At 42.4% G+C, this 18,671-nt stretch carries 18 protein-coding genes; 2 read left to right on the top strand and 16 right to left on the bottom strand.

Translation table 11 applies throughout. The features are described 5' to 3' along the window. Positions 1–237 precede the first annotated feature (237 nt). The 10 genes from G4417_RS00160 to G4417_RS00115 all read right to left on the bottom strand — a co-directional run bounded on the left by G4417_RS00160 (position 238) and on the right by G4417_RS00115 (position 12,236). Positions 238–1,587, bottom strand: a complete 1,350-nt coding sequence (locus tag G4417_RS00160) for a radical SAM protein (protein ID WP_008705038.1) — start codon at positions 1,585–1,587, stop codon at positions 238–240. Positions 1,588–1,660: 73 nt separating this feature from the next. Beyond that, positions 1,661–2,242: an HdeD family acid-resistance protein gene (locus tag G4417_RS00155; protein ID WP_008705039.1), complete on the bottom strand. Its 582-nt coding sequence runs from the start codon at positions 2,240–2,242 to the stop codon at positions 1,661–1,663. Positions 2,243–2,497: 255 nt separating this feature from the next. Beyond that, positions 2,498–3,055, bottom strand: coding sequence for a TetR/AcrR family transcriptional regulator C-terminal domain-containing protein (locus G4417_RS00150; protein WP_022381285.1), 558 nt, complete (start codon positions 3,053–3,055; stop codon positions 2,498–2,500). Positions 3,056–3,252: 197 nt separating this feature from the next. Then, entirely contained in the window at positions 3,253–6,021 is a 2,769-nt protein-coding gene (locus G4417_RS00145; RefSeq protein WP_243872033.1) for a glycoside hydrolase family 3 protein, read from the bottom strand. A 186-nt stretch (positions 6,022–6,207) separates the two neighbouring features. After that, a complete protein-coding gene (locus G4417_RS00140) occupies positions 6,208–7,875 on the bottom strand; it encodes a sensor histidine kinase (RefSeq protein ID WP_330598042.1) in 1,668 nt (555 codons plus the stop codon). A gap of 160 nt (positions 7,876–8,035) precedes the next feature. Further along, complete coding sequence (phoU, locus tag G4417_RS00135) at positions 8,036–8,707, bottom strand: phosphate signaling complex protein PhoU (protein ID WP_008705061.1); 672 nt, start codon at positions 8,705–8,707, stop codon at positions 8,036–8,038. Between the two features lie 2 nt (positions 8,708–8,709). Further along, the gene (gene pstB, locus G4417_RS00130; RefSeq protein WP_022381180.1) at positions 8,710–9,468 is read right to left on the bottom strand and encodes a phosphate ABC transporter ATP-binding protein PstB; all 759 of its coding nucleotides are present in this window, start codon (positions 9,466–9,468) and stop codon (positions 8,710–8,712) included. Positions 9,469–9,473: 5 nt separating this feature from the next. Then, complete coding sequence (gene pstA, locus G4417_RS00125) at positions 9,474–10,379, bottom strand: phosphate ABC transporter permease PstA (RefSeq protein WP_173682216.1); 906 nt, start codon at positions 10,377–10,379, stop codon at positions 9,474–9,476. After that, a complete protein-coding gene (gene pstC, locus G4417_RS00120; protein WP_118331564.1) occupies positions 10,369–11,226 on the bottom strand; it encodes a phosphate ABC transporter permease subunit PstC in 858 nt (285 codons plus the stop codon). The genes pstA and pstC overlap by 11 nt, the downstream gene beginning before the upstream one ends. A gap of 146 nt (positions 11,227–11,372) precedes the next feature. Next, a complete protein-coding gene (locus G4417_RS00115) occupies positions 11,373–12,236 on the bottom strand; it encodes a substrate-binding domain-containing protein (RefSeq protein WP_008705068.1) in 864 nt (287 codons plus the stop codon). A 315-nt stretch (positions 12,237–12,551) separates the two neighbouring features. Between G4417_RS00115 and G4417_RS00110 the strand changes: the two genes are divergently transcribed. Together G4417_RS00110 and G4417_RS00105 are read left to right on the top strand one after the other, a co-directional pair. After that, the gene (locus G4417_RS00110; protein ID WP_118331562.1) at positions 12,552–12,944 is read left to right on the top strand and encodes a C-GCAxxG-C-C family protein; all 393 of its coding nucleotides are present in this window, start codon (positions 12,552–12,554) and stop codon (positions 12,942–12,944) included. A gap of 57 nt (positions 12,945–13,001) precedes the next feature. After that, positions 13,002–13,361 (top strand): arsenate reductase family protein, encoded by a 360-nt coding sequence (locus tag G4417_RS00105; RefSeq protein ID WP_173682215.1) that lies wholly within the window; start codon positions 13,002–13,004, stop codon positions 13,359–13,361. Positions 13,362–13,420: 59 nt separating this feature from the next. Here the strand turns inward: G4417_RS00105 and G4417_RS00100 are convergent, their stop codons facing one another. From G4417_RS00100 to ureC, 6 genes are all read right to left on the bottom strand, one after another. After that, a complete protein-coding gene (locus G4417_RS00100) occupies positions 13,421–14,281 on the bottom strand; it encodes an urease accessory protein UreD (protein ID WP_243872032.1) in 861 nt (286 codons plus the stop codon). 12 nt (positions 14,282–14,293) lie between these two features. After that, positions 14,294–14,902: an urease accessory protein UreG gene (gene ureG, locus G4417_RS00095; protein ID WP_008705089.1), complete on the bottom strand. Its 609-nt coding sequence runs from the start codon at positions 14,900–14,902 to the stop codon at positions 14,294–14,296. A gap of 151 nt (positions 14,903–15,053) precedes the next feature. Then, complete coding sequence (locus tag G4417_RS00090) at positions 15,054–15,746, bottom strand: urease accessory protein UreF (protein ID WP_173682213.1); 693 nt, start codon at positions 15,744–15,746, stop codon at positions 15,054–15,056. Between the two features lie 18 nt (positions 15,747–15,764). Continuing rightward, complete coding sequence (locus G4417_RS00085) at positions 15,765–16,241, bottom strand: urease accessory protein UreE (RefSeq protein ID WP_019163037.1); 477 nt, start codon at positions 16,239–16,241, stop codon at positions 15,765–15,767. A 20-nt stretch (positions 16,242–16,261) separates the two neighbouring features. Next, positions 16,262–16,768 (bottom strand): AmiS/UreI family transporter, encoded by a 507-nt coding sequence (locus tag G4417_RS00080; RefSeq protein WP_008705095.1) that lies wholly within the window; start codon positions 16,766–16,768, stop codon positions 16,262–16,264. 172 nt (positions 16,769–16,940) lie between these two features. Further along, positions 16,941–18,662, bottom strand: coding sequence for an urease subunit alpha (gene ureC, locus G4417_RS00075; RefSeq protein ID WP_008705097.1), 1,722 nt, complete (start codon positions 18,660–18,662; stop codon positions 16,941–16,943). Positions 18,663–18,671 lie beyond the last annotated feature (9 nt).

The raw sequence follows: 18,671 nt of genomic DNA, 5'->3' as shown, positions 1-18,671 counted from the left end.
GTCTGAGCGAAGTCGGAGGCGGAGCGAGTTTTGCGTTTTTCTTCATGCTTTTAGCGGATTTTCTCCACCTTAGAGTTACTTAGCCCCCGGAACTGAACCCACAGAGAGATGCTGTTTCGCGCGTCCCCTTATTCAAAGACGAGAAAGTTCCCCATCCGGACAGGGGATGACCGGACAGGGAACTTTCTCTGATAACTTTGGCTAAATTTTGAGTTAATGTTTTTTCTTATTATTAAGTTACTTATTTTTTACAGGAAATAATTCCTCAGCTTTCGGTGCCCAATGTTCTGCATAAGCATCACACTTCGCACAAAGATGCTCCACAGACTCCGGAGATTGCAAATCTGTAGACTTCGCACCGGATTCTTCAACCATCTTACGAAGCTTCTGCGGATTCTCAAGCATCGGGCATGGACGAAGCATATTTTCATTAAACGGCTGACCATCATGATATGCCATGAAAATCGGACTCTTCAATGCTTCCAGCAGAGTATTTTCATAAATATTTGCATTAGAATAATGGATAAATACACATGGGTCTACATCACCATTCGCATTGATATGAAGGTAACGTCTTCCTCCTGCAATACATCCTCCTACATACTGCGCATCATTCTGGAAATCCATTCCAAAAATAGCTTTTGTAGAACGGTACTCTCTGATCTTGTGATACATCTTCTCACGCTGCTGTGGATTCGGCATTAATTCTACTACAGCGTCATTACCTGTCGGCATATAATGGAAAAACCATACAAATAATGCACCACAGTCAATAATGTGATCAAAAAATTCCTCGCTGCTTACACTGTCCACATTTGCAGAAGTATAACAGGTAGATACACCAAACGGAAGTTTATGAGCTTTCAGAAGTTCCATTGCATGCATAACTTTCTGATATACACCTTCTCCACGACGTCCGTCGTTTGCTTCCTCAGAACCTTCCAGGCTGATTGCCGGAACAAAGTTCTTAACACGAAGCATTTCCTGGCAGAATTCTTCGTCGATCAGTGTACCATTTGTAAAGGAAAGGAACTCGCAGTCCGGATATTTCTCGCAGATACGCATCAGGTCTTTCTTACGTACCAGCGGTTCACCACCTGTATATATGTACATATAAGTTCCCATTTTTCTGCCCTGCTCTACAATAGAACAGATGGTGTCAAAATCAAGATTCAATTTGTGACCATACTCTGCTGCCCAGCATCCTGTACAGTGCAGATTACAGGCACTTGTAGGATCAAGAAGGATTGCCCATGGAACATTACAGTTGTTCTCTTCTGCTGTTTCTTCCTGAAGTGCACTTCCTTTTAAGCTGGCATTGATAATAAAGTTTGTAAAGAATGCTTCACGTACTCCTGGATCCAGCTCATAAATCCTCAGGATCAGTTTATACCAGTTGCTGTCCTTATTCTGGATTGCATTACGGATTGCATTTCTCTGTGACTCATACCAGCCATCCGGTACAAATTTATCTACAAGTTCCATCAGTTTTGGTATATTTACTTCCGGGTCCTTCTCCAGATAACCCAGACCTGTCTTAACTGCTGCTGCAAGTGCAGCCTGTTTTGCTTTGTCCATTAATTTCATGTGATTGCTCCTCCTTGTTGTGATGTGATATATATATAAACACCTGTGTATCAGGTATATTTTTATTATTTTATCAATATTCATCCATATCTATGATATCCTGTTTCTGGTTTTTAATAATTTTTACAGTGTAAATCGCCACACAAAGATTCAGAATTCCCTCAAACAGAACCGAAACACCAACCAGGATCATCATGATCTCTGCTGCCTCAAACGGCCTTATCAAAAGTAAAAATCCCAGAACACCGGTCAGAATCGCTACCAGGAGAATCCTCCACCAGAGATTCAGCCCGAATTTCTTTGCATCTATCGACATCTGAATTTTAAATAATGCATCCGCAAGGATCAGAAGTCCAAAGATTCCAAAGATCAGATTCACCACTACGTTCCTGCGTACTATAATAATAATTCCTACTGCTGCCAGCAGCACTCCAAAGGCAAGATCAAACTGAAATGCCAGACAATAGATATCTCTGGAAAAATATCCCAGAATCTTTATCAATCCGTATACAATAAGCATAATCCCTACTGCTGTACAGAAAACTGCCATCGAACAATCCGGCCAGATAATCAGACAGGCACCCAGAACCATAAATAATACAGACATAATAATATAACCATTCTTGGCTAATTTTAACTGCTTCAGTGCATCCATCCTATTGCTCCTCCCTTCTGAAATATACCCGAACCTGTGACTGTCAGGCTCTTGTTTTCATCTCTTTATGGCTGCTATTATAGCTGTGATTTTTTTAACAATAAATAGACAAAAAAAAGCCCATGTCCAAAAAACAGACATAAGCTTAATTTTGTATAATATGAAAATTAAAGGAATTACCTATAACGCTTCTCTCAGATAATACATTTAAGAGAATTGCTATAATAAATATCAGGAACAACAGGTATTTTCACTCTATTCTGATCTGTTCAATACCGCATGTAGCTCCGGGTGCTTTTCAAAAAGCCGGGAAGCCTGACGCATTTCTTCTCCAAAATCAGATTTCAGATTATTATCCAGCCACTCCATCAGAAATCCCATAAACAGACACTTATAATATTGAATCAGAATCCGGATTTCTCCCTCATCAAGATCAAACTGATCTGCATTTTTCCGAAAATATTCCATAATAATATAGTTGGAAATCTCATTCATATAAAAAAGGAACGTATCTTTTTTCACTGATCTGTAAACATTAAACATAACCTTTCTGTTATTTCTCACCAGATCTGCCATTTCTTCCATACATTCCAGAATAGAGGCTCTGTCCTGTGGGTGTTCCAGAATCTCATCCCACTTCTTTTTCAAAATAAACTCCACTACATCCGGAATATCCTTAAAATGATAATAAAAAGTATTTCTGTTTACACCACATCGTTCCACGATATCCTTCACCGTAATCTTAGACATGGGCTTTTCATCCAGCAATTCTGTAAAAGTCTTTGCAATAATTTCCTTTGTAAAACCTGACATATTATCTTTTCCTCATCACTCTTAACACTGTTCTAATCATCAGTAACACTTTTCCTCTGAACAGCCCGCTCCGCATTAAAAAAGTCCACAGATAACCACTTTTATAAAGCAATTATCACCCATCTTTCGCAGGTTCTGAGTATTTTCATAATTATGCCATAAAGGATGTAGTTTTGCAAGCGTTTCTAAAATTGGTCTTACCTATTCGGAATCAGCACAATTTCTTTAATTTCAAGATTATCCGCACCATAATAAAATTTGATATAGTGATTATGACCAAATTCCATATTCAGGATGCGGCTTTCTTTTACCCATTTTCCATTGGTTCCCTGTACTGAAACAGTCATCTTATGAATATTATCCAAAAATACAGAAACCGGAAGCTGAGCCAGCTCACCAAGATCAGATTTCAAAGTAAACTTCATTGTGAAATCACCCATGAACTCGTTAGTCACAGCAATCACATCTGCCTTTCCCTTTGCAGGATGTAATAATGCACCGTCAATTACAATTTTCTGTGTCACCGAATCACTTTCAATACTTACCAGACTTCCGGCATCCACATCGTCCTCTTCCTTTGTATTCATAGCCTCCAGTTCTTCTTTACATATTCTATCTGTCAACAATAAAACAGAAGGACTTTTTAACAGAAATCCCAGGATATTGGCTGCATTCCTCTGCAATTCTCCCACAGTAATTTTTCCTGCATGAAGCATTTCCTCCACATCGTCATTCTCCGGATTGGACTTCGCATCACTCACTACCATATAAATATCATTCTGGGCAGCTACCATAGGAGCTTTCGCAGTTACCTCTGCCTGATGACCCTCATAATTGGACTTCGCCCACCAGTCAGTCATGACAATACCCTGAAATCCCCACTCTTTTCTCAGAATGGTTGTACACAGATCATAGCTACCTGCAGTCCAGAGCCCATTTACACTTCCATAAGTAGTCATTACAGAACGTGCACCACCTTCCTTTACTGCAATCTCAAATCCCTTCAGATAGATCTCTCTCAGACATCTCTCAGACATAACAGAATCAGAAGTACTTCGTCCCACTTCCTGATTATTTCCACAGAAATGCTTAATCGTACTTCCAATTCCGGATTTAGCCATTGCCTTCACCTGAGCCGCACAAATTCTTCCTGTGAGAAGCGGATCCTCAGAAATATATTCAAAATTTCGACCATTCAGTGGATTCCTGTGAATATTCATACCTGGTCCCAGCAGGGAATCAATCTTATTCAGTCGAAGTTCCCTCCCTGTCATTTCATACAGCTCACCCACAAGCTCCGTATTAAAAGTACAGCCCAGCAAAGTTCCATTTGGCAGAGAAAACGCTTTCGTACCGCAATCCATACGAATCCCTGACGGCCCATCCGCGCAGCATCCCACCGGGATTCCAAGAGCCTTCAAAGACTCTGTCACACCGCCAAATGCAGCTGCAGTTCCAGCAGTGACCTTGGGACTGCACATTCCTTCACCGCGGAACATGGCAATCAGATCCGCCTCACTGATCTGTGCCACAAACTCATCCATAGAAACTTTTTTATCCAGTACATCTGCCAGCTTATAGCCTTTATCTCCCGTATACTCCAGAGTCTTCGGCATTCTTTCCTCTCTGCGTTTATGTGGATCTGCTGTGCGGACAGGAACCTCTTCTGTTACTGCCTGATAAGTTCCATCCGCTCTCAGAACGGCTTTCATTCTCCGGAATTTCTCAATCGGTGCATATGCCTCCTGTAACTGTTCTATTACACGTAATTCTTCTTCGTAAATTCCTGCTGATTTCGCACTTCTTACATCACTGCCTGCAAAAATTTCATAAGTTCCCTCTTCCAGAACATAACAGGATTTGTGTCCTGTCACTCCACTGTCATCATAAGAGGCCATATCATATTTGGGAATGATGATAACAAGTTCTTCTTTTTCACCCGGTGCCAGTTCCCGGGTTTTTGCAAATCCGATCAGCTTTCTTGCCGGATTTCCAAGTTTACCCTGCGGTGCTTTTACATAAACCTGTACAACCTCTTTGCCCCTCACATCACCGATATTGGTAACCGTCGCAGCCACTGTGAGTTCATCCTCAGTATTCTTAAAAATCTCCGCCTTTGTCTCAAAATTCGTATAGGACAAACCATATCCAAACGGATACAGCACCTTATCCTTCGCAAATGTCTCAAAATAACGATAACCCACATAAATATCTTCCTTATAATAATTCTTATATGGATCACCAAAATTCTCCGTAGACGGATAATACTCAATCCTCTCAGCAATGGTATCTGTCAGCTTCCCACATGCACACACTTTACCGGTCAGCACATCAGCCACACCATTGCCACCTTCCTGACCACCCTGCCATGCATACAGCACAGCCTGAGGATGATATTTCTCCACCCAACTCATATCAATAATATTTCCAACATTCAGCACCACAACTGTGCACTTACTCACCTCACAGACCCGGCAGATCAAATCCTCCTCCGTCTCCGTCAGACAATAGCTTCCCGGATTCGTATTATTATCCTGATCTTCACCTGCAGTTCTTCCTATAATAATAAGCGAAACATCGTTGCTACGTGCGCAGTCCAGCATTTCCTCTGTAACTTCCATCTCTTTCTGAGACCATGGAACACGACCCCATCCCTGACCTTCATCATAAGGATTCTCTTTAATCCAGTTTGCATAAATACCCAGCAGTTTCTCATCCAGTTGAATCTCTTTACACTCCTTCAGCGCATCCAGAATTCCCACTACATATCTCGTATTCACCAGACCGCCGGAACCAAGTCCGCTTTTATAATAATGAAATGCCATGCGGCCAAAAACAGCCACACTCTCTCCCTCTCTCAAAGGAAGTGCCTGCTTCTCATTCTCCAGCAGCACGCACCCCTCCGCAGCCGCCTGTCTCGCTAACGCCGCATACTTATTCAAATCCAGCCCATACTTATTCATCATAATCCCTCTCCTTTATCAAAGATGTCTGCCTATAGCAATCCTCTTAAAAAGTATCTGAGAAGATCACCACAATTTTCTCCTCTCCATATTATCAAAAAAGCCACCTCCTGAAAACATTAAACCTCTACAATTTACATACAATCTGCCAATACCCAGCGCGAAACAGCATCTCTCGATCAGATAAATCTATTCCATATGCACCTTCGGAAATCTCAAAGTAATCTCCGTTCCATTTCCTTCTTCACTTCTCAGTATAACACTTCCCTTAAGAGCCCCAACTGCATGTTTCACAATCGAAAGCCCAAGTCCTGTACCCCCAATTTCCTTAGAGTGACTCTTATCCACCCTGTAAAACCTCTCAAAAACTCTGTCCTGATCCTCCTTTGGAATGCCCACACCTGTATCTTTTACCACAATCTGAATCTCCTGCGCAGTCTGCGTCAGAAAAACACTCACACTTCCGTCATTCCGGTTATACTTAATCGCATTATCGCAGATATTATAAACCGCCTCTTCCAGAAGTGTACGAACTACCTCCATCTTCATACGTTCCCCACAGATATAAAGATGCACATTCAGCCTCTTCGCCTTTTCCCTTAGACTCTCAAACGCATTTTTACAAACCTGATAAACATCCACAGGCTCCCATACATAAGAAGTCTTCTCCTCATCAAGCTGGGAAATCTGGATTACATCCTCAACCAACTGAAGCAGTCTCTGAGATTCTTTATAAATACGTCCCGCGAACTTTGGAATATCCTCATTCTTCACCAGACCACCCTGCATGATTTCCGCAAATCCAGAAATGGAGGTCAGAGGTGTTTTCAGTTCATGAGAGACATTTGCAGAAAACTCCCTCCGCAGACTCTCTCTCTCCAGCTTCTCCGTCACATTGACAAGCAGCACTACCGCACCTTCGGTTTTCTTATCCCGTATAACAGGATTGGCGATCAGCTGAATATCACTTCCATTTAATTTCAGTACCAGTTCCGTATGTTCTCCACTAAGCACCTGCTCAATGGCATGTCTGAACTCTTCCTCACGATCCAGACAGTAAACACTTTCTCCCTGACACACCCTGTCCATATGAAACAGATTCCATGCACTGGAATTTGCAGAAAGGATCATTGTATATTTATCAATCACGATCAACCCCTCCTGCATATTCTCTGTGATAAGAGAGAACTCTTCCTGCTGCTGTTTCGCCAGTTCCAGTTGATTCTGAATTTCCCGGTTCTGTCTGTGTATCTTACTTAAAAGAGGAGAAAGTTCCTCATAAACCTGATTCTCTTTCGGACTTTCAAGATCCAGCTCATTGATTGGTTTCACAATTCGTTTCGATATCGCAGATGCCATAATTCCTGATAAGATCAGCATCAGACATAAAAGCCCGCATAAAGGAAATATGAGGTTTTCAAACAGCGCCAGTACCGAATCCTGCGTACCGGAAACTCTCAGTACCGTACCATCTTTCAGACGCAATGCATAATAAATGGTTTTCTCAGAAAGTGTATCCGAATATCTTGAAGATTCTCCTGCACCATATTTCTCTGCCTTCTGAAACTCAGTTCTGTCACTGTGATTCTTCATCTCAGAAACATCAGCTTCATTATCAAACAGTACTGTTCCATCCTGATCAATATAAGTAATTCTTGCACTTTTATCCTTAATATTTTTAAGATAATCCACACCCTGCTGCTCCACACCATATGCCAGATAAGCAGCTTCCTTAGACAGCTCTTTCCGCATCTGTCCGTCAAAATTGCTGTAAAGGATTCCCATTACAGCAGCCAGTCCCACAGTCAGAACCAATGCACATACAAACATTATAGATTTAAAGATTTTTTTTGTCACTTCTCTTCACTTCCCCTTTTTATTTAATACCTCAGGCAGATATCGGTCTCCGATTGAGATATATAATAACTCAAATATCCGCAAACGGTTCCCGCCTGCGGATATAAAAAGCCCTGCTTCCAAATAATTATATTCAAAATCAGAGACTTCCCCTATTCAATTAATTATTCAGATAATCCTGATGCTCATTATTTCTGTGCTGTCCTGTAATGGAATATTCCACCCATTCAGCAATATTCACTGCGTGATCGCCGATACGTTCAAAGTACTTTGCAGTCATAAGAAGATCCAGCCCTGTCTTGGCATCCAGATTTCCTCCATAGATCATATCTGCAAGCTTCTCTTTGATCTCGTTAAACGCATCGTCCACCACATCATCTCTATCAATGACATTTCTACACAGCTCCAGATCACTCTTTACAAAAGCATCCACGCTCTCAGTTACCATACGCACAGTGTCTTCCGCCATCTGTGTGATAGTCTCCGGGATCGCAGTGGTATTCTTTGCAACATATAAAGACAGATCTGCAATATCTGCTGCCTGGTCACCGATACGTTCCATATCAGAAACCATCTTCAATGCTGCAGATATCTCTCTTAAATCTCTTGCAACCGGGTGCTGATGAAGCAGAAGACTCAGGCACAGATTCTCAATCTCTCTTTCTTTGGCATCAATATCTCTGTCCGTCTCAAAAACCTGGCGGGCAATCTCTTCATTCTGTACCTTCTGGATTGCTTTTGCAGAGAATGAAATTGCTTTCTCACAATAGCTTCCCAGTGTGATAAGCTGAACGTGCAGTTCCTCCAGTTGTCTTTCGAAATACTTTGACATAATCAACCAAACCTTCCTGTAATGTAATCCTCTGTACGCTTGTCAGAAGGCATAGAGAACAGTTTATCAGTATCATCAAACTCAACTACTTCTCCCAGAAGGAAGAAAGCTGTTTTATCAGAAATACGTGTAGCCTGCTGCATATTATGAGTTACCATAACAATGGTATAATCCTTCTTTAACTCCATCGCCAGCTCCTCAATCTTGGAAGTTGAGATAGGGTCAAGTGCGGATGTAGGCTCATCCATCAGAAGTACCTCCGGCTGAACTGCCAGTGCTCTGGCAATGCAAAGTCTCTGTTGCTGACCACCGGACATACCCAGTGCGCTTTTCTTTAATCTGTCTTTTACTTCATCCCAGATTGCCGCATCGCGGAGAGATTTTTCTACAATATCGTCCAGCTTAGACTTGGAACGGATTCCATGGGTTCTCGGTCCATATGCAATGTTATCATAAATGCTCATAGGGAAAGGATTAGGCTTCTGGAATACCATTCCCACTCTTTTTCTCAGGAGATTCACATCCATATCTCCGTAAATATCTTCACCGTCAAGCTGTACCTTACCGGTGATCACACATCCCTCAACAAGGTCATTCATACGGTTTAAAGATTTCAGAAGTGTAGATTTACCGCAGCCACTCGGTCCGATAAAAGCTGTGATTTCTTTCTCCGGAATTGCCATGTTTATATTCTTTAGCGCATGGAATTTTCCGTAATGCAAGTTCATATTTTCAACTGTTATTTTTTCATTCCCACTCATTTTTCTTATCCTTTCGCAATTCGTTTGGCAACTGCTCCGGACAGGAAATTAATCACAAGAACAAATGCCAGAATAACAACTGCTGTCGCAGATGCCTGATTCATATGAAGGCCCTCACCTGACAGCACATACATATGAAGTGCCAGAGTACGTCCGGAACCCATCAGGTTCTTCGGTATCTCTGCAACTGTACCTGCTGTATAAATCAGGGCTGCTGTTTCACCGATCACACGTCCGATGGCCAGGATCACACCTGCCAGAATACCAGGTACTGCTGATGGCAGAACAATGGTGAAGATGGTACGAAGTTTCCCTGCTCCCAGTCCAAAGCTGGCTTCACGATAAGAATCAGGAACAGATTTCAGGGCTTCTTCCGCAGTACGCATGATCAGAGGAAGAATCATGATTACCAGTGTGAAAGCACCGGACAGAAGAGAAAGTCCCCAATGCAGTGCTGTTACGAAAAACAGCATACCGAAAAGGCCATATACAATAGAAGGAATTCCTGAAAGTGTTTCTGCTGTAATACGGATCACATTTACAAGCTTACTTCCTTTTTTCGCATATTCTACCAGATAGATGGCTGCAAAGATTCCCAGCGGTGCTGCGATTACAAGTGAAACAACCGTCAGGATGAATGTGTTGATCAGAGAAGGAAGTAAGGAAAGATTCTCTGAATTATAAGTTAAACTGAACAAGTCTGTTGACAGATACGGTACGCCCTTGACCAGAATATATCCGATCAGAAAGAACAGTAATGCAAATGTCAGGACTGCACCTAAAAGGGTAAGCAATGCAAGAACACCTGATCCCGGATGCTTAATGTATGCCTTCATCTGATCTGAGAAAGAAGACTCATTCTGCTTTTTTTCTTTTGACAAATCAATTGCCGCTGCTGTCTCAATTTGCATGTTCTGCCCTCCTGTTCAGTAAAGAAAGACTCAGGTTAATGATAAGAATAAAGATAAATAACACAACTGCTGTTGCGATCAGAGCTTCTCTGTGAAGACCTGTTGCATAACCCATCTCAGTGACGATATTTGCAGTCATTGTACGGACACCTTTCAGGATTCCCTGTGGCATTCTCGGCTGGTTACCTGCAACCATTACAACTGCCATTGTCTCACCGATCGCACGACCGATTCCAAGCACTACAGCTGCCAGAATACCTGATTTTGCTGCCGGAAGCATGACAAAAAAGATGCTTCTCTCCTTGGTCGCTCCCAGTGCAAGAGAACCTTCGTAATAACTCTCAGGCACACTGCGGATCGCAGATTCCGTAACTCCGATGATCGTCGGAAGGATCATCATTCCAAGCAGAACACAGGCTGCCAGCATACTGGTTCCTGTTCCGCCGAAAAGCTGTCTGATCAGAGGAACAATGAGAATCAGTCCAAAGAAACCGTACACAATAGAAGGTACACCTGCCATCAGTTCAATTCCTGATTTCAATGGTCTGTAAATTTTCTTCGGGCAGTAACGTGCCATAAAAACAGAAGTAAAGAGTGCAATCGGCACACCCAGGAGAATGGCACCTGCAGTTACATAAATACTTGCTACGATCATTGGAAGGATTCCAAAAATATCATTTGACGGCTTCCACTTCGTTCCCAGCAGGAACTTCAGCGGACCGATTTTCCCGATAGCCGGGACACCATTTGCAAACAGAAATGCACAGATCAGAAACACTGCCAGCACTGAAGTACAGGCTGCGATCAGAAATACACATTTCATTGCTTTTTCTTTAAAGTGGTTCATTCATTACACCTTTCTTTCCCTGTATCAAAAATCATAACCTGTCACTTCTACAGTAATTCTTAAAATATGATTTTCGACATACAAACAGCCCGCCTGCTGTATTATTTCATTCACAGGCGAACTGCTCTGAAACTAAATCTGTTACATTATTTAGCAAGGTCTTCCCATGTAGTAGTCTCGCCTGTGTATACAGCCTTTACCTGATCGCTTGTAAGTTCATCAACATCATTGTCTTTGTTTACGATGACTGCGATACCATCTCTTGCGATAACTGTAGCTGTAAGGCCAAGGTCTTTCTCTTCATCCTTCAGGTCACGGGATGCCATACCGATATCTGCTGTTCCTTCTGCTGCCATGTTTACACCTGTTGTGGAATCACTCTGCTGAACTTCTACAGTTACGTCTTTGTTTACTGCTTCATAGCCTTCTGCAAGTTTCTCCATAACCGGTGTTACTGAAGAAGAACCTGCAACTACTACTTTACCGGAAACTCCGTCTGCTGCTTCATAAGCCTTAGCATCTGCTGCTTCTTTGATATATCCGTTGTCCTCTACAATCTTCTGTCCGTCAGAGCTCATAATGTAGTTTACAAAATCCTTTGCTGCATCGCTTTCTTTATCAGATGTAAGGATGTTGAATGGACGTGCGATCTTGTAAGAATCATTGGAAACATTATCTACAGTAGCTTCTACACCGTCGATCTTAACTGCCTTTACTGTATCATCCAGAGAACCAAGTGAGATATAACCGATTGCATTTTCATCACCTGCAACAGTTGTCATCATAACAGATGTGCTGTTTGTTACACTTGCTTCATCTGTAGTCATATCTACTTTCTCACCATCTTTTTCTTCTTCAATTCCAAACAGTTCTACGAATGCTCCACGTGTACCGGAACCATCTTCACGGGATACAACTGTGATGTCTCCGCTTGCTGCACTTACGATTGTTGTGAAAGCTGTTGCTCCGATAACTGCTGCTGTAAGGATTGTTGCGATTTTTTTCTTCATGATAATTTTCTCCTCTTCCCATGAGCCATGTTTTTAATATAAAGTGAAAGGCTCATTTCCTTTTTAATATCTTTATGTTTTATAACTTGTTGCCTCATTTACAAGTGCTATTATAGAAATCCAAAGTTAAATGTAAAACCACGCTAAAGTAAAATCTTTGTAAATTGAAAATTTTTGTGAAGGTTGTAAAAACAGGCGTCAGGTGCTATCATAAACTATATCTTCAAGTCCCCACCCACTGCTTATTGCTCTTCGCAAGTCAAGCAGGGGACTTACTTGATTCGGTTAAAATTTATACACAGGAGGATTTTATATATGGAAAATTTAAGATGTGAAAAAGCAGTAGAAAAGAAACATAACGGCTATAACTGTGCACAGGCTGTGGCCTGTTCTTTCTGTAAAGAGGCATCTATGGATGAGGATACACTCAAAAAGATCACACAGGGATTCGGTGCAGGGCTTGGCACTATGGCCGGTACATGCGGAGCAATCTCCGGTGCTGCAGTTGTAGCTGGACTTATTAACCAGGACAAAGCCGGAACCTCTCAGACTGTCCGCTCTGTCATGAATCAGTTTAAACAGCAGAATGGAACTGTAATATGTAAAGACTTAAAGGGTGTGGAAACCGGAAAGGTAATCCGCTCCTGTGATGACTGTGTCAGAGATGCAGTGAAATTCCTGGAAGATGCATTAAAATCAGGAAATTGATGTCCGGAGATATTCACAATATATAAATATCAATGCACAAGAAGCTATACTAGGAGAATGTCTATGAAAGTTTTAGTTTACCGCAAATGCAGTACCTGCATGAAAGCTCTGAAATGGCTGGATGAACACAATATCAGTTATGAAGAACGGGCTATTAAAGAAGAAAATCCTACCTATGAAGAATTAAAAGCATGGTACACCAAAAGTGGTCTTCCACTGAAGAAATTCTTTAATACAAGTGGGATGCTCTATAAGGAAATGGGATTGAAAGATAAGTTAAAAGATATGTCTGAAGATGAACAGCTGAAGCTTCTTGCCACAGACGGAATGCTGGTGAAACGGCCGTTGGTAATCGGAGATGACTTTGTACTTACCGGATTCAGGGAGAAAGAATGGATCGAGGCTATGCACGTATAATGTGTATAGCCCAACACCAAGTTTATCTACAATCTGATGGCGGGAAATCCCGCCATTTTTTATCTCTGTTCTGTTTCGTATAACTTTTTGATTTTTTCCGCTACCTGCTGCAGTTTCTGAGCACGATGACCGAAGATTCTCAATGCCAGATCTCCGGTTGTGAGACGGGTAACTCCGCCATCTATTTCCGAATCTTCATCAAGAATCTGCCAGATTTTTTCCTGAAGTTCCAGATTGATTGTTGAATCTGCCGTTTTGACAGTTCCGTATTCCTGACTGCAGTTTTCACCATCTCTGCTGCAGATTTTAGAGAGAAACAGGTTTGCCATATGTGTGTAGCCCTCGTACATTCCGATTCCTTCCATGGGCATTTTGTCCGGTTCGTAGCGGGTATTATCACGATAAATCAGTTTGTCTCCTCTGTACAACAGGACTTTTGAGGAGAATCTGCGGTACTGAAAACGTTCGTCATGAGCGTTTCGACCACAGGAGATGATCTCCAGCAGGAATAAACGGGAGGTTGCGTCTTCCAGATGGATAGTCATTTTGTTGTCAAAGGCTGACTGTGCAAAAGGAATCACCGGCTGTGGATAGTAATATAATGTGGCGTTTTTGTCTACCTGCACTTCAATGGTCCGGGTGGCTGAGCCTTCGTCCATTTTGTGGATTTTCTCAAAGGACTGGGACAGGACTTCCAGGTCTGCGCCTTCCTTTACATGGTAGGAAAATTCCTGGGAATCGCCTGCCATAATTCCTGCGGAAGCACAGAGCGGCATGATCTGGATCCCACCGTTTTCTTTTTCGAAAGGCATCATGATCTTGTATGGTGCTGTAAAAGACAGATCTTCCAGAATAGTCCTTCCGTCTTTTAAGGCTGCGCAGGCGCTGATGCGGGATATTTTTCCGAATTTGTTATCCATAGGCATTTTCCTTTACATTCCTTCTAAGAGTACGTTCTTCTTGATCCACTCTACTACTTTATCTACATTCTCATCTCCGCGGATATTTGTAAACTGGAATGGTCTGTCACCACGCATTTTTTTGGAGTCTCTTTCCATTACTTCGAGACTTGCACCTACATATGGAGCCAGGTCTATCTTATTAATTACAAGAAGATCAGAACGTGTGATTCCAGGACCGCCTTTACGCGGAATCTTATCTCCTTCTGCTACATCAATGACGAAGATGGTTGCATCTACCAGCTCCGGACTGAATGTTGCAGACAGGTTATCTCCGCCGCTTTCTATGAAAAGAAGTTCAATATCAGGGAAGCGTTCCATCATCTCATCTACTGCTTCCAGATTCATAGAAGCATCTTCACGGATGGCTGTGTGAGGACATCCGCCTGTCTCTACACCAATGATTCTCTCTACAGGAAGAACGCTGTTCTTTGCAAGGAACTGGGCATCTTCTTTTGTGTAGATATCATTTGTGATGACACCAATACTGTAATCCTTTGCCATCTTTCTTGACAGTGCCTCAATAAGTGCTGTTTTTCCGGAACCCACAGGTCCGGCAACTCCGATTTTTACGTATGACATAACCGATTTCCTCTTTTCTACTTTACTTGTTGATAGCTTCTTATAATCTGTTTACTGACTTTCCACATATTATTTTTGAAGATTTGATGTTATACACATGATTCTGTTTCTATCCACGCCTGAACCTGAAAAACATTCTGCCAAAGTCAAACTATGACATATATAGTCTGGAATACAGCTTCTCATGCTGGATTCCTCTGATATCAAATCCGGGTGCAGAGAGACACAAATCCTTTTCACTTCTGTTCATGACATCCTTTAATATCTCATCAAACTCCCCATAACATCCGCTCAGAAGCTGCTGCCCGGATGTCTGGCTGAGTGGAATTGTTTTTACGCAGTTGGTGACGATTGCAGATGTCTGTGCGTATAGATAATGTGTCAGCGCCTCTTCCAGAGGAATCTGCATTTCCGCACAAAAAACTCCGTAAATACAGCAATGATTTACTGCTTTTCCCTTTCTTGCATCCAGATATTCTCTGAAAATCCCTGTCTCACTGATAGAAAGCCCCAACTTTTCAATGGTCTTTGCGAAACGGGAACCCATTTTTCTGGCAGCTTCTCTCTGTTCCATAGGAATTCTGGATGCTTCCAGAAGTTCTTCCAGATACAGAAGTTCCTGCAGGTCTTTTTTCTCTGCAGCTTCGTATGCAAGTCTGGCTGCCAGAAGTTCTGTATATGCAAGATTCCATTTGATTTTGTGAGTAATATACTCTCTGGCTGTGTCTGCATCGTAGACAATTCCACGCTGAATATAAGTCTCAAGTCCCTGGGAGTGGGAATATCCTCCGATGGGAAACAGCGCATCATTTACCTGTAGAAGATAGAACTGTTTTTCTGACATGAAGAACCTCCGTTGTTATTAATGATGATGATTATGAATACTTGCAGAAATTCTCCTGTCAAAGTCCAGCTTCAGCACTTCTTTCTCCGCCTGAACTCCATGGATTTTCTGAAGCATAACAAGCATTGGCTCATTATAGATCGTGATAAACGTATCATTCTCTCCCCAGAAAAGCGGTGCGTGTCTGTTGCCGATTTCGTAGCAGACCTTTGCAGACATTTTCTCATGTCCGGGAGTCAGAGAAACACGGATAACTTCGCATGGCGGTGTATTTACCACTACAAGCTTCTCATCATCTGCGTAGATCACATCATCCTGATACAGACCTCTGGCGAGAATGGAATCGTCCATGCGGATTCCCACTTCTGTTCCTTTGTCTGTTATTTTTTTATGTATTTTCTTAAATGCTTCGTGCCATTCAATATCTACATATTCTATTGTTTTTCCTGTAGTATCAAAATCATGAAGCTTTCCCAAAACCTGTTCACACAGCATTATTTTCGACCTCCTGAATCTTACCAAATCTGAAGCAACATCATAACTCCAGGAACCCATGCAGTTACGATTCCTTCAAATACCTGAAGATATGGAACGAATTTTCCCAGTTTCTTTCCGCAGATATCTTCTACGAAAGCAGTTCCCCAGAGAATTGCCCACAGATACCAGATTGCTGCCCAACGCAGATCCGGTGTGATTCCCAGTGCAGTGCTTCCTGTAAATCCCTCGATTGTACCGAAGATCACCGCATTGATGGCTACAAAAGTAGAAAACCATGCAAATGGAATCGGGCTTGCTTTCAGGAATTTACTCAGGGCTACGAAAAGATAGGTAAAGCAGAACAGTAATCCTGTTCCTGCTGCATAATAATTGCCCTGCACCAGATTGACAAAGTTAATAAATAAAGAAAGACCACCTGTAAAGATGTTCATGATGGCGGTTGATTTTCCGTCTACATTGTATAAAGAACACATACCGTTGTTGATCAGTACGATTCCTACGAATAAAAGACAAACTCCTAACATAATATTCTCTCCTCTCCTGCTTTTTCAGTATATTTTTCTGTTAAATCTGACAGGACTGTCATTATATCGTTTGGTAAGTTCTTATAAAAGTTCTCACAAAACTACATAAATAACAGTCCTGCGAATATCATTTTTATGATCAGATAACCAGAATGTAATGGTTTAAAGTTGTTTAGAACAGACTGTAAAGCTGTGTCAGCGGAAGCTTCTCTGCCGGTTTGGAAGTGATCTCTTCGCCGTCAACAGTAACCTTATATGTCTCCGGATCTACGGTCAGTTCCGGTGTTCTGTCGTTAAATACCATATCTTTTTTGCTGATATTTCTGCATCCCTTTACAGGTACTACAGTTTTCTCAAGACCGTATTTCTCTTTTACATTCTCATCCATGGCAGCCTGGGATACAAAGGTCAGGCAAGCTTCGTTCTTAGCTTTTCCATGAGCTGCAAACATTGGCTGATAGAGAACCGGCTGTGTAGTCGGAATGGATGCATTTGCATCGCCCATCTTAGATGCAATGATCATACCGCCTTTGATGATAATATCCGGTTTTGCACCAAAGAATACAGGATTCCAGAGAACGAGGTCTGCGAATTTACCTTCTTCCACAGAGCCCACATACTGGGAAATACCGTGTGTGATCGCCGGGTTGATGGTATATTTGGAGATATAACGTTTTACACGGAAATTATCATTGTCATGTCCTGCATCTTCCGGAAGTGCACCTCTCTCATCTTTCATCTTACTTGCTGTCTGCCAGGTACGTGTGATAACCTCACCTACACGTCCCATAGCCTGAGAGTCAGAGCTCATCATACTGAAGATACCCATATCATGAAGAACATCCTCTGCTGCGATTGTCTCAGGACGGATTCGGGAATCTGCAAATGCAACATCTTCCGGGATTCTCTTGTCAAGATGATGGCAGACCATCAGCATATCCAGATGCTCATCCAGAGTGTTTACTGTATATGGCATTGTTGGGTTTGTGGAGGATGGCAGTACGTTCGGAGCTGCTGCTGCGCGGATGATATCCGGTGCATGTCCGCCGCCCGCACCCTCTGTATGATAAGTGTGGATGGTTCTGCCGCCGATGGCTGCAAGTGTATCTTCCACGCATCCGCCTTCATTTAATGTATCTGTATGGATGGCAACCTGTACATCATATTCATCTGCCACATTCAGACAGTGATTGATAACTGCAGGTGTTGCACCCCAGTCCTCATGAATCTTCAGTCCCATAGCTCCAGCCTTTACCTGCTCAATGAGAGGAGCTTCGTCTGAGCAGTTACCTTTTCCAAGGAAACCTAAGTTCATCGGGTATTCCTCGGCTGCCTTTAACATCATTTTTAAGTTCCATGGTCCAGGTGTACAGGTAGTTGCGTTTGTACCGTCTGCAGGGCCTGTACCACCTCCGATCATAGTAGTTACACCGCTGTATAATGCACAGTCGATCTGCTGCGGACTGATGAAATGGATATGGGTATCAATTCCACCTGCAGTTACGATCATTCCCTCTCCTGCAAGTGCTTCTGTAGATGCGCCCACTGTCATTCCAGGTGTGACGCCATCCATGATGTCCGGGTTTCCGGCTTTACCGATTCCTGCGATCTTGCCGTCTTTGATACCAATATCTGCCTTTACGATTCCTGTGGAGTCTACGATCAATGCATTGGTAATTACCAGATCCAGATCTCCGTCTTTACTGCAGGTTTTTACAGACTGTCCCATACCGTCACGGATTGTCTTGCCGCCGCCGAACTTTACTTCGTCTCCATAGGTTGTATAATCTTTTTCTACCTCGATCACAAGGCTTGTATCTGCCAGACGTACCTTATCTCCTGTAGTCGGGCCATACATTGCCGCATATTTGCTTCCGGAAATTTTTGTACTCATTGTTGTCCC

Source organism: Blautia wexlerae (assembly GCF_013300825.1).
GTDB lineage: Bacteria > Bacillota > Clostridia > Lachnospirales > Lachnospiraceae > Blautia_A > Blautia_A wexlerae_B.
The sequence above is the reverse complement of the archived record's forward strand: the minus strand, read 5'-3'. Positions and strand labels throughout refer to the sequence as shown.

Coding starts and splice junctions, on each gene's coding strand:
- G4417_RS00160 (WP_008705038.1), bottom strand. CDS start 1,587: ATGAAATTAATGGACAAAGCAAAACAGGCTGCACTTGCAGCAGCAGTT.
- G4417_RS00155 (WP_008705039.1), bottom strand. CDS start 2,242: ATGGATGCACTGAAGCAGTTAAAATTAGCCAAGAATGGTTATATTATT.
- G4417_RS00150 (WP_022381285.1), bottom strand. CDS start 3,055: ATGTCAGGTTTTACAAAGGAAATTATTGCAAAGACTTTTACAGAATTG.
- G4417_RS00145 (WP_243872033.1), bottom strand. CDS start 6,021: ATGATGAATAAGTATGGGCTGGATTTGAATAAGTATGCGGCGTTAGCG.
- phoU (WP_008705061.1), bottom strand. CDS start 8,707: ATGTCAAAGTATTTCGAAAGACAACTGGAGGAACTGCACGTTCAGCTT.
- pstB (WP_022381180.1), bottom strand. CDS start 9,468: ATGAGTGGGAATGAAAAAATAACAGTTGAAAATATGAACTTGCATTAC.
- pstA (WP_173682216.1), bottom strand. CDS start 10,379: ATGCAAATTGAGACAGCAGCGGCAATTGATTTGTCAAAAGAAAAAAAG.
- pstC (WP_118331564.1), bottom strand. CDS start 11,226: ATGAACCACTTTAAAGAAAAAGCAATGAAATGTGTATTTCTGATCGCA.
- G4417_RS00115 (WP_008705068.1), bottom strand. CDS start 12,236: ATGAAGAAAAAAATCGCAACAATCCTTACAGCAGCAGTTATCGGAGCA.
- G4417_RS00110 (WP_118331562.1), top strand. CDS start 12,552: ATGGAAAATTTAAGATGTGAAAAAGCAGTAGAAAAGAAACATAACGGC.
- G4417_RS00105 (WP_173682215.1), top strand. CDS start 13,002: ATGTCTATGAAAGTTTTAGTTTACCGCAAATGCAGTACCTGCATGAAA.
- G4417_RS00100 (WP_243872032.1), bottom strand. CDS start 14,281: ATGGATAACAAATTCGGAAAAATATCCCGCATCAGCGCCTGCGCAGCC.
- ureG (WP_008705089.1), bottom strand. CDS start 14,902: ATGTCATACGTAAAAATCGGAGTTGCCGGACCTGTGGGTTCCGGAAAA.
- G4417_RS00090 (WP_173682213.1), bottom strand. CDS start 15,746: ATGTCAGAAAAACAGTTCTATCTTCTACAGGTAAATGATGCGCTGTTT.
- G4417_RS00085 (WP_019163037.1), bottom strand. CDS start 16,241: ATGCTGTGTGAACAGGTTTTGGGAAAGCTTCATGATTTTGATACTACA.
- G4417_RS00080 (WP_008705095.1), bottom strand. CDS start 16,768: ATGTTAGGAGTTTGTCTTTTATTCGTAGGAATCGTACTGATCAACAAC.
- ureC (WP_008705097.1), bottom strand. CDS start 18,662: ATGAGTACAAAAATTTCCGGAAGCAAATATGCGGCAATGTATGGCCCG.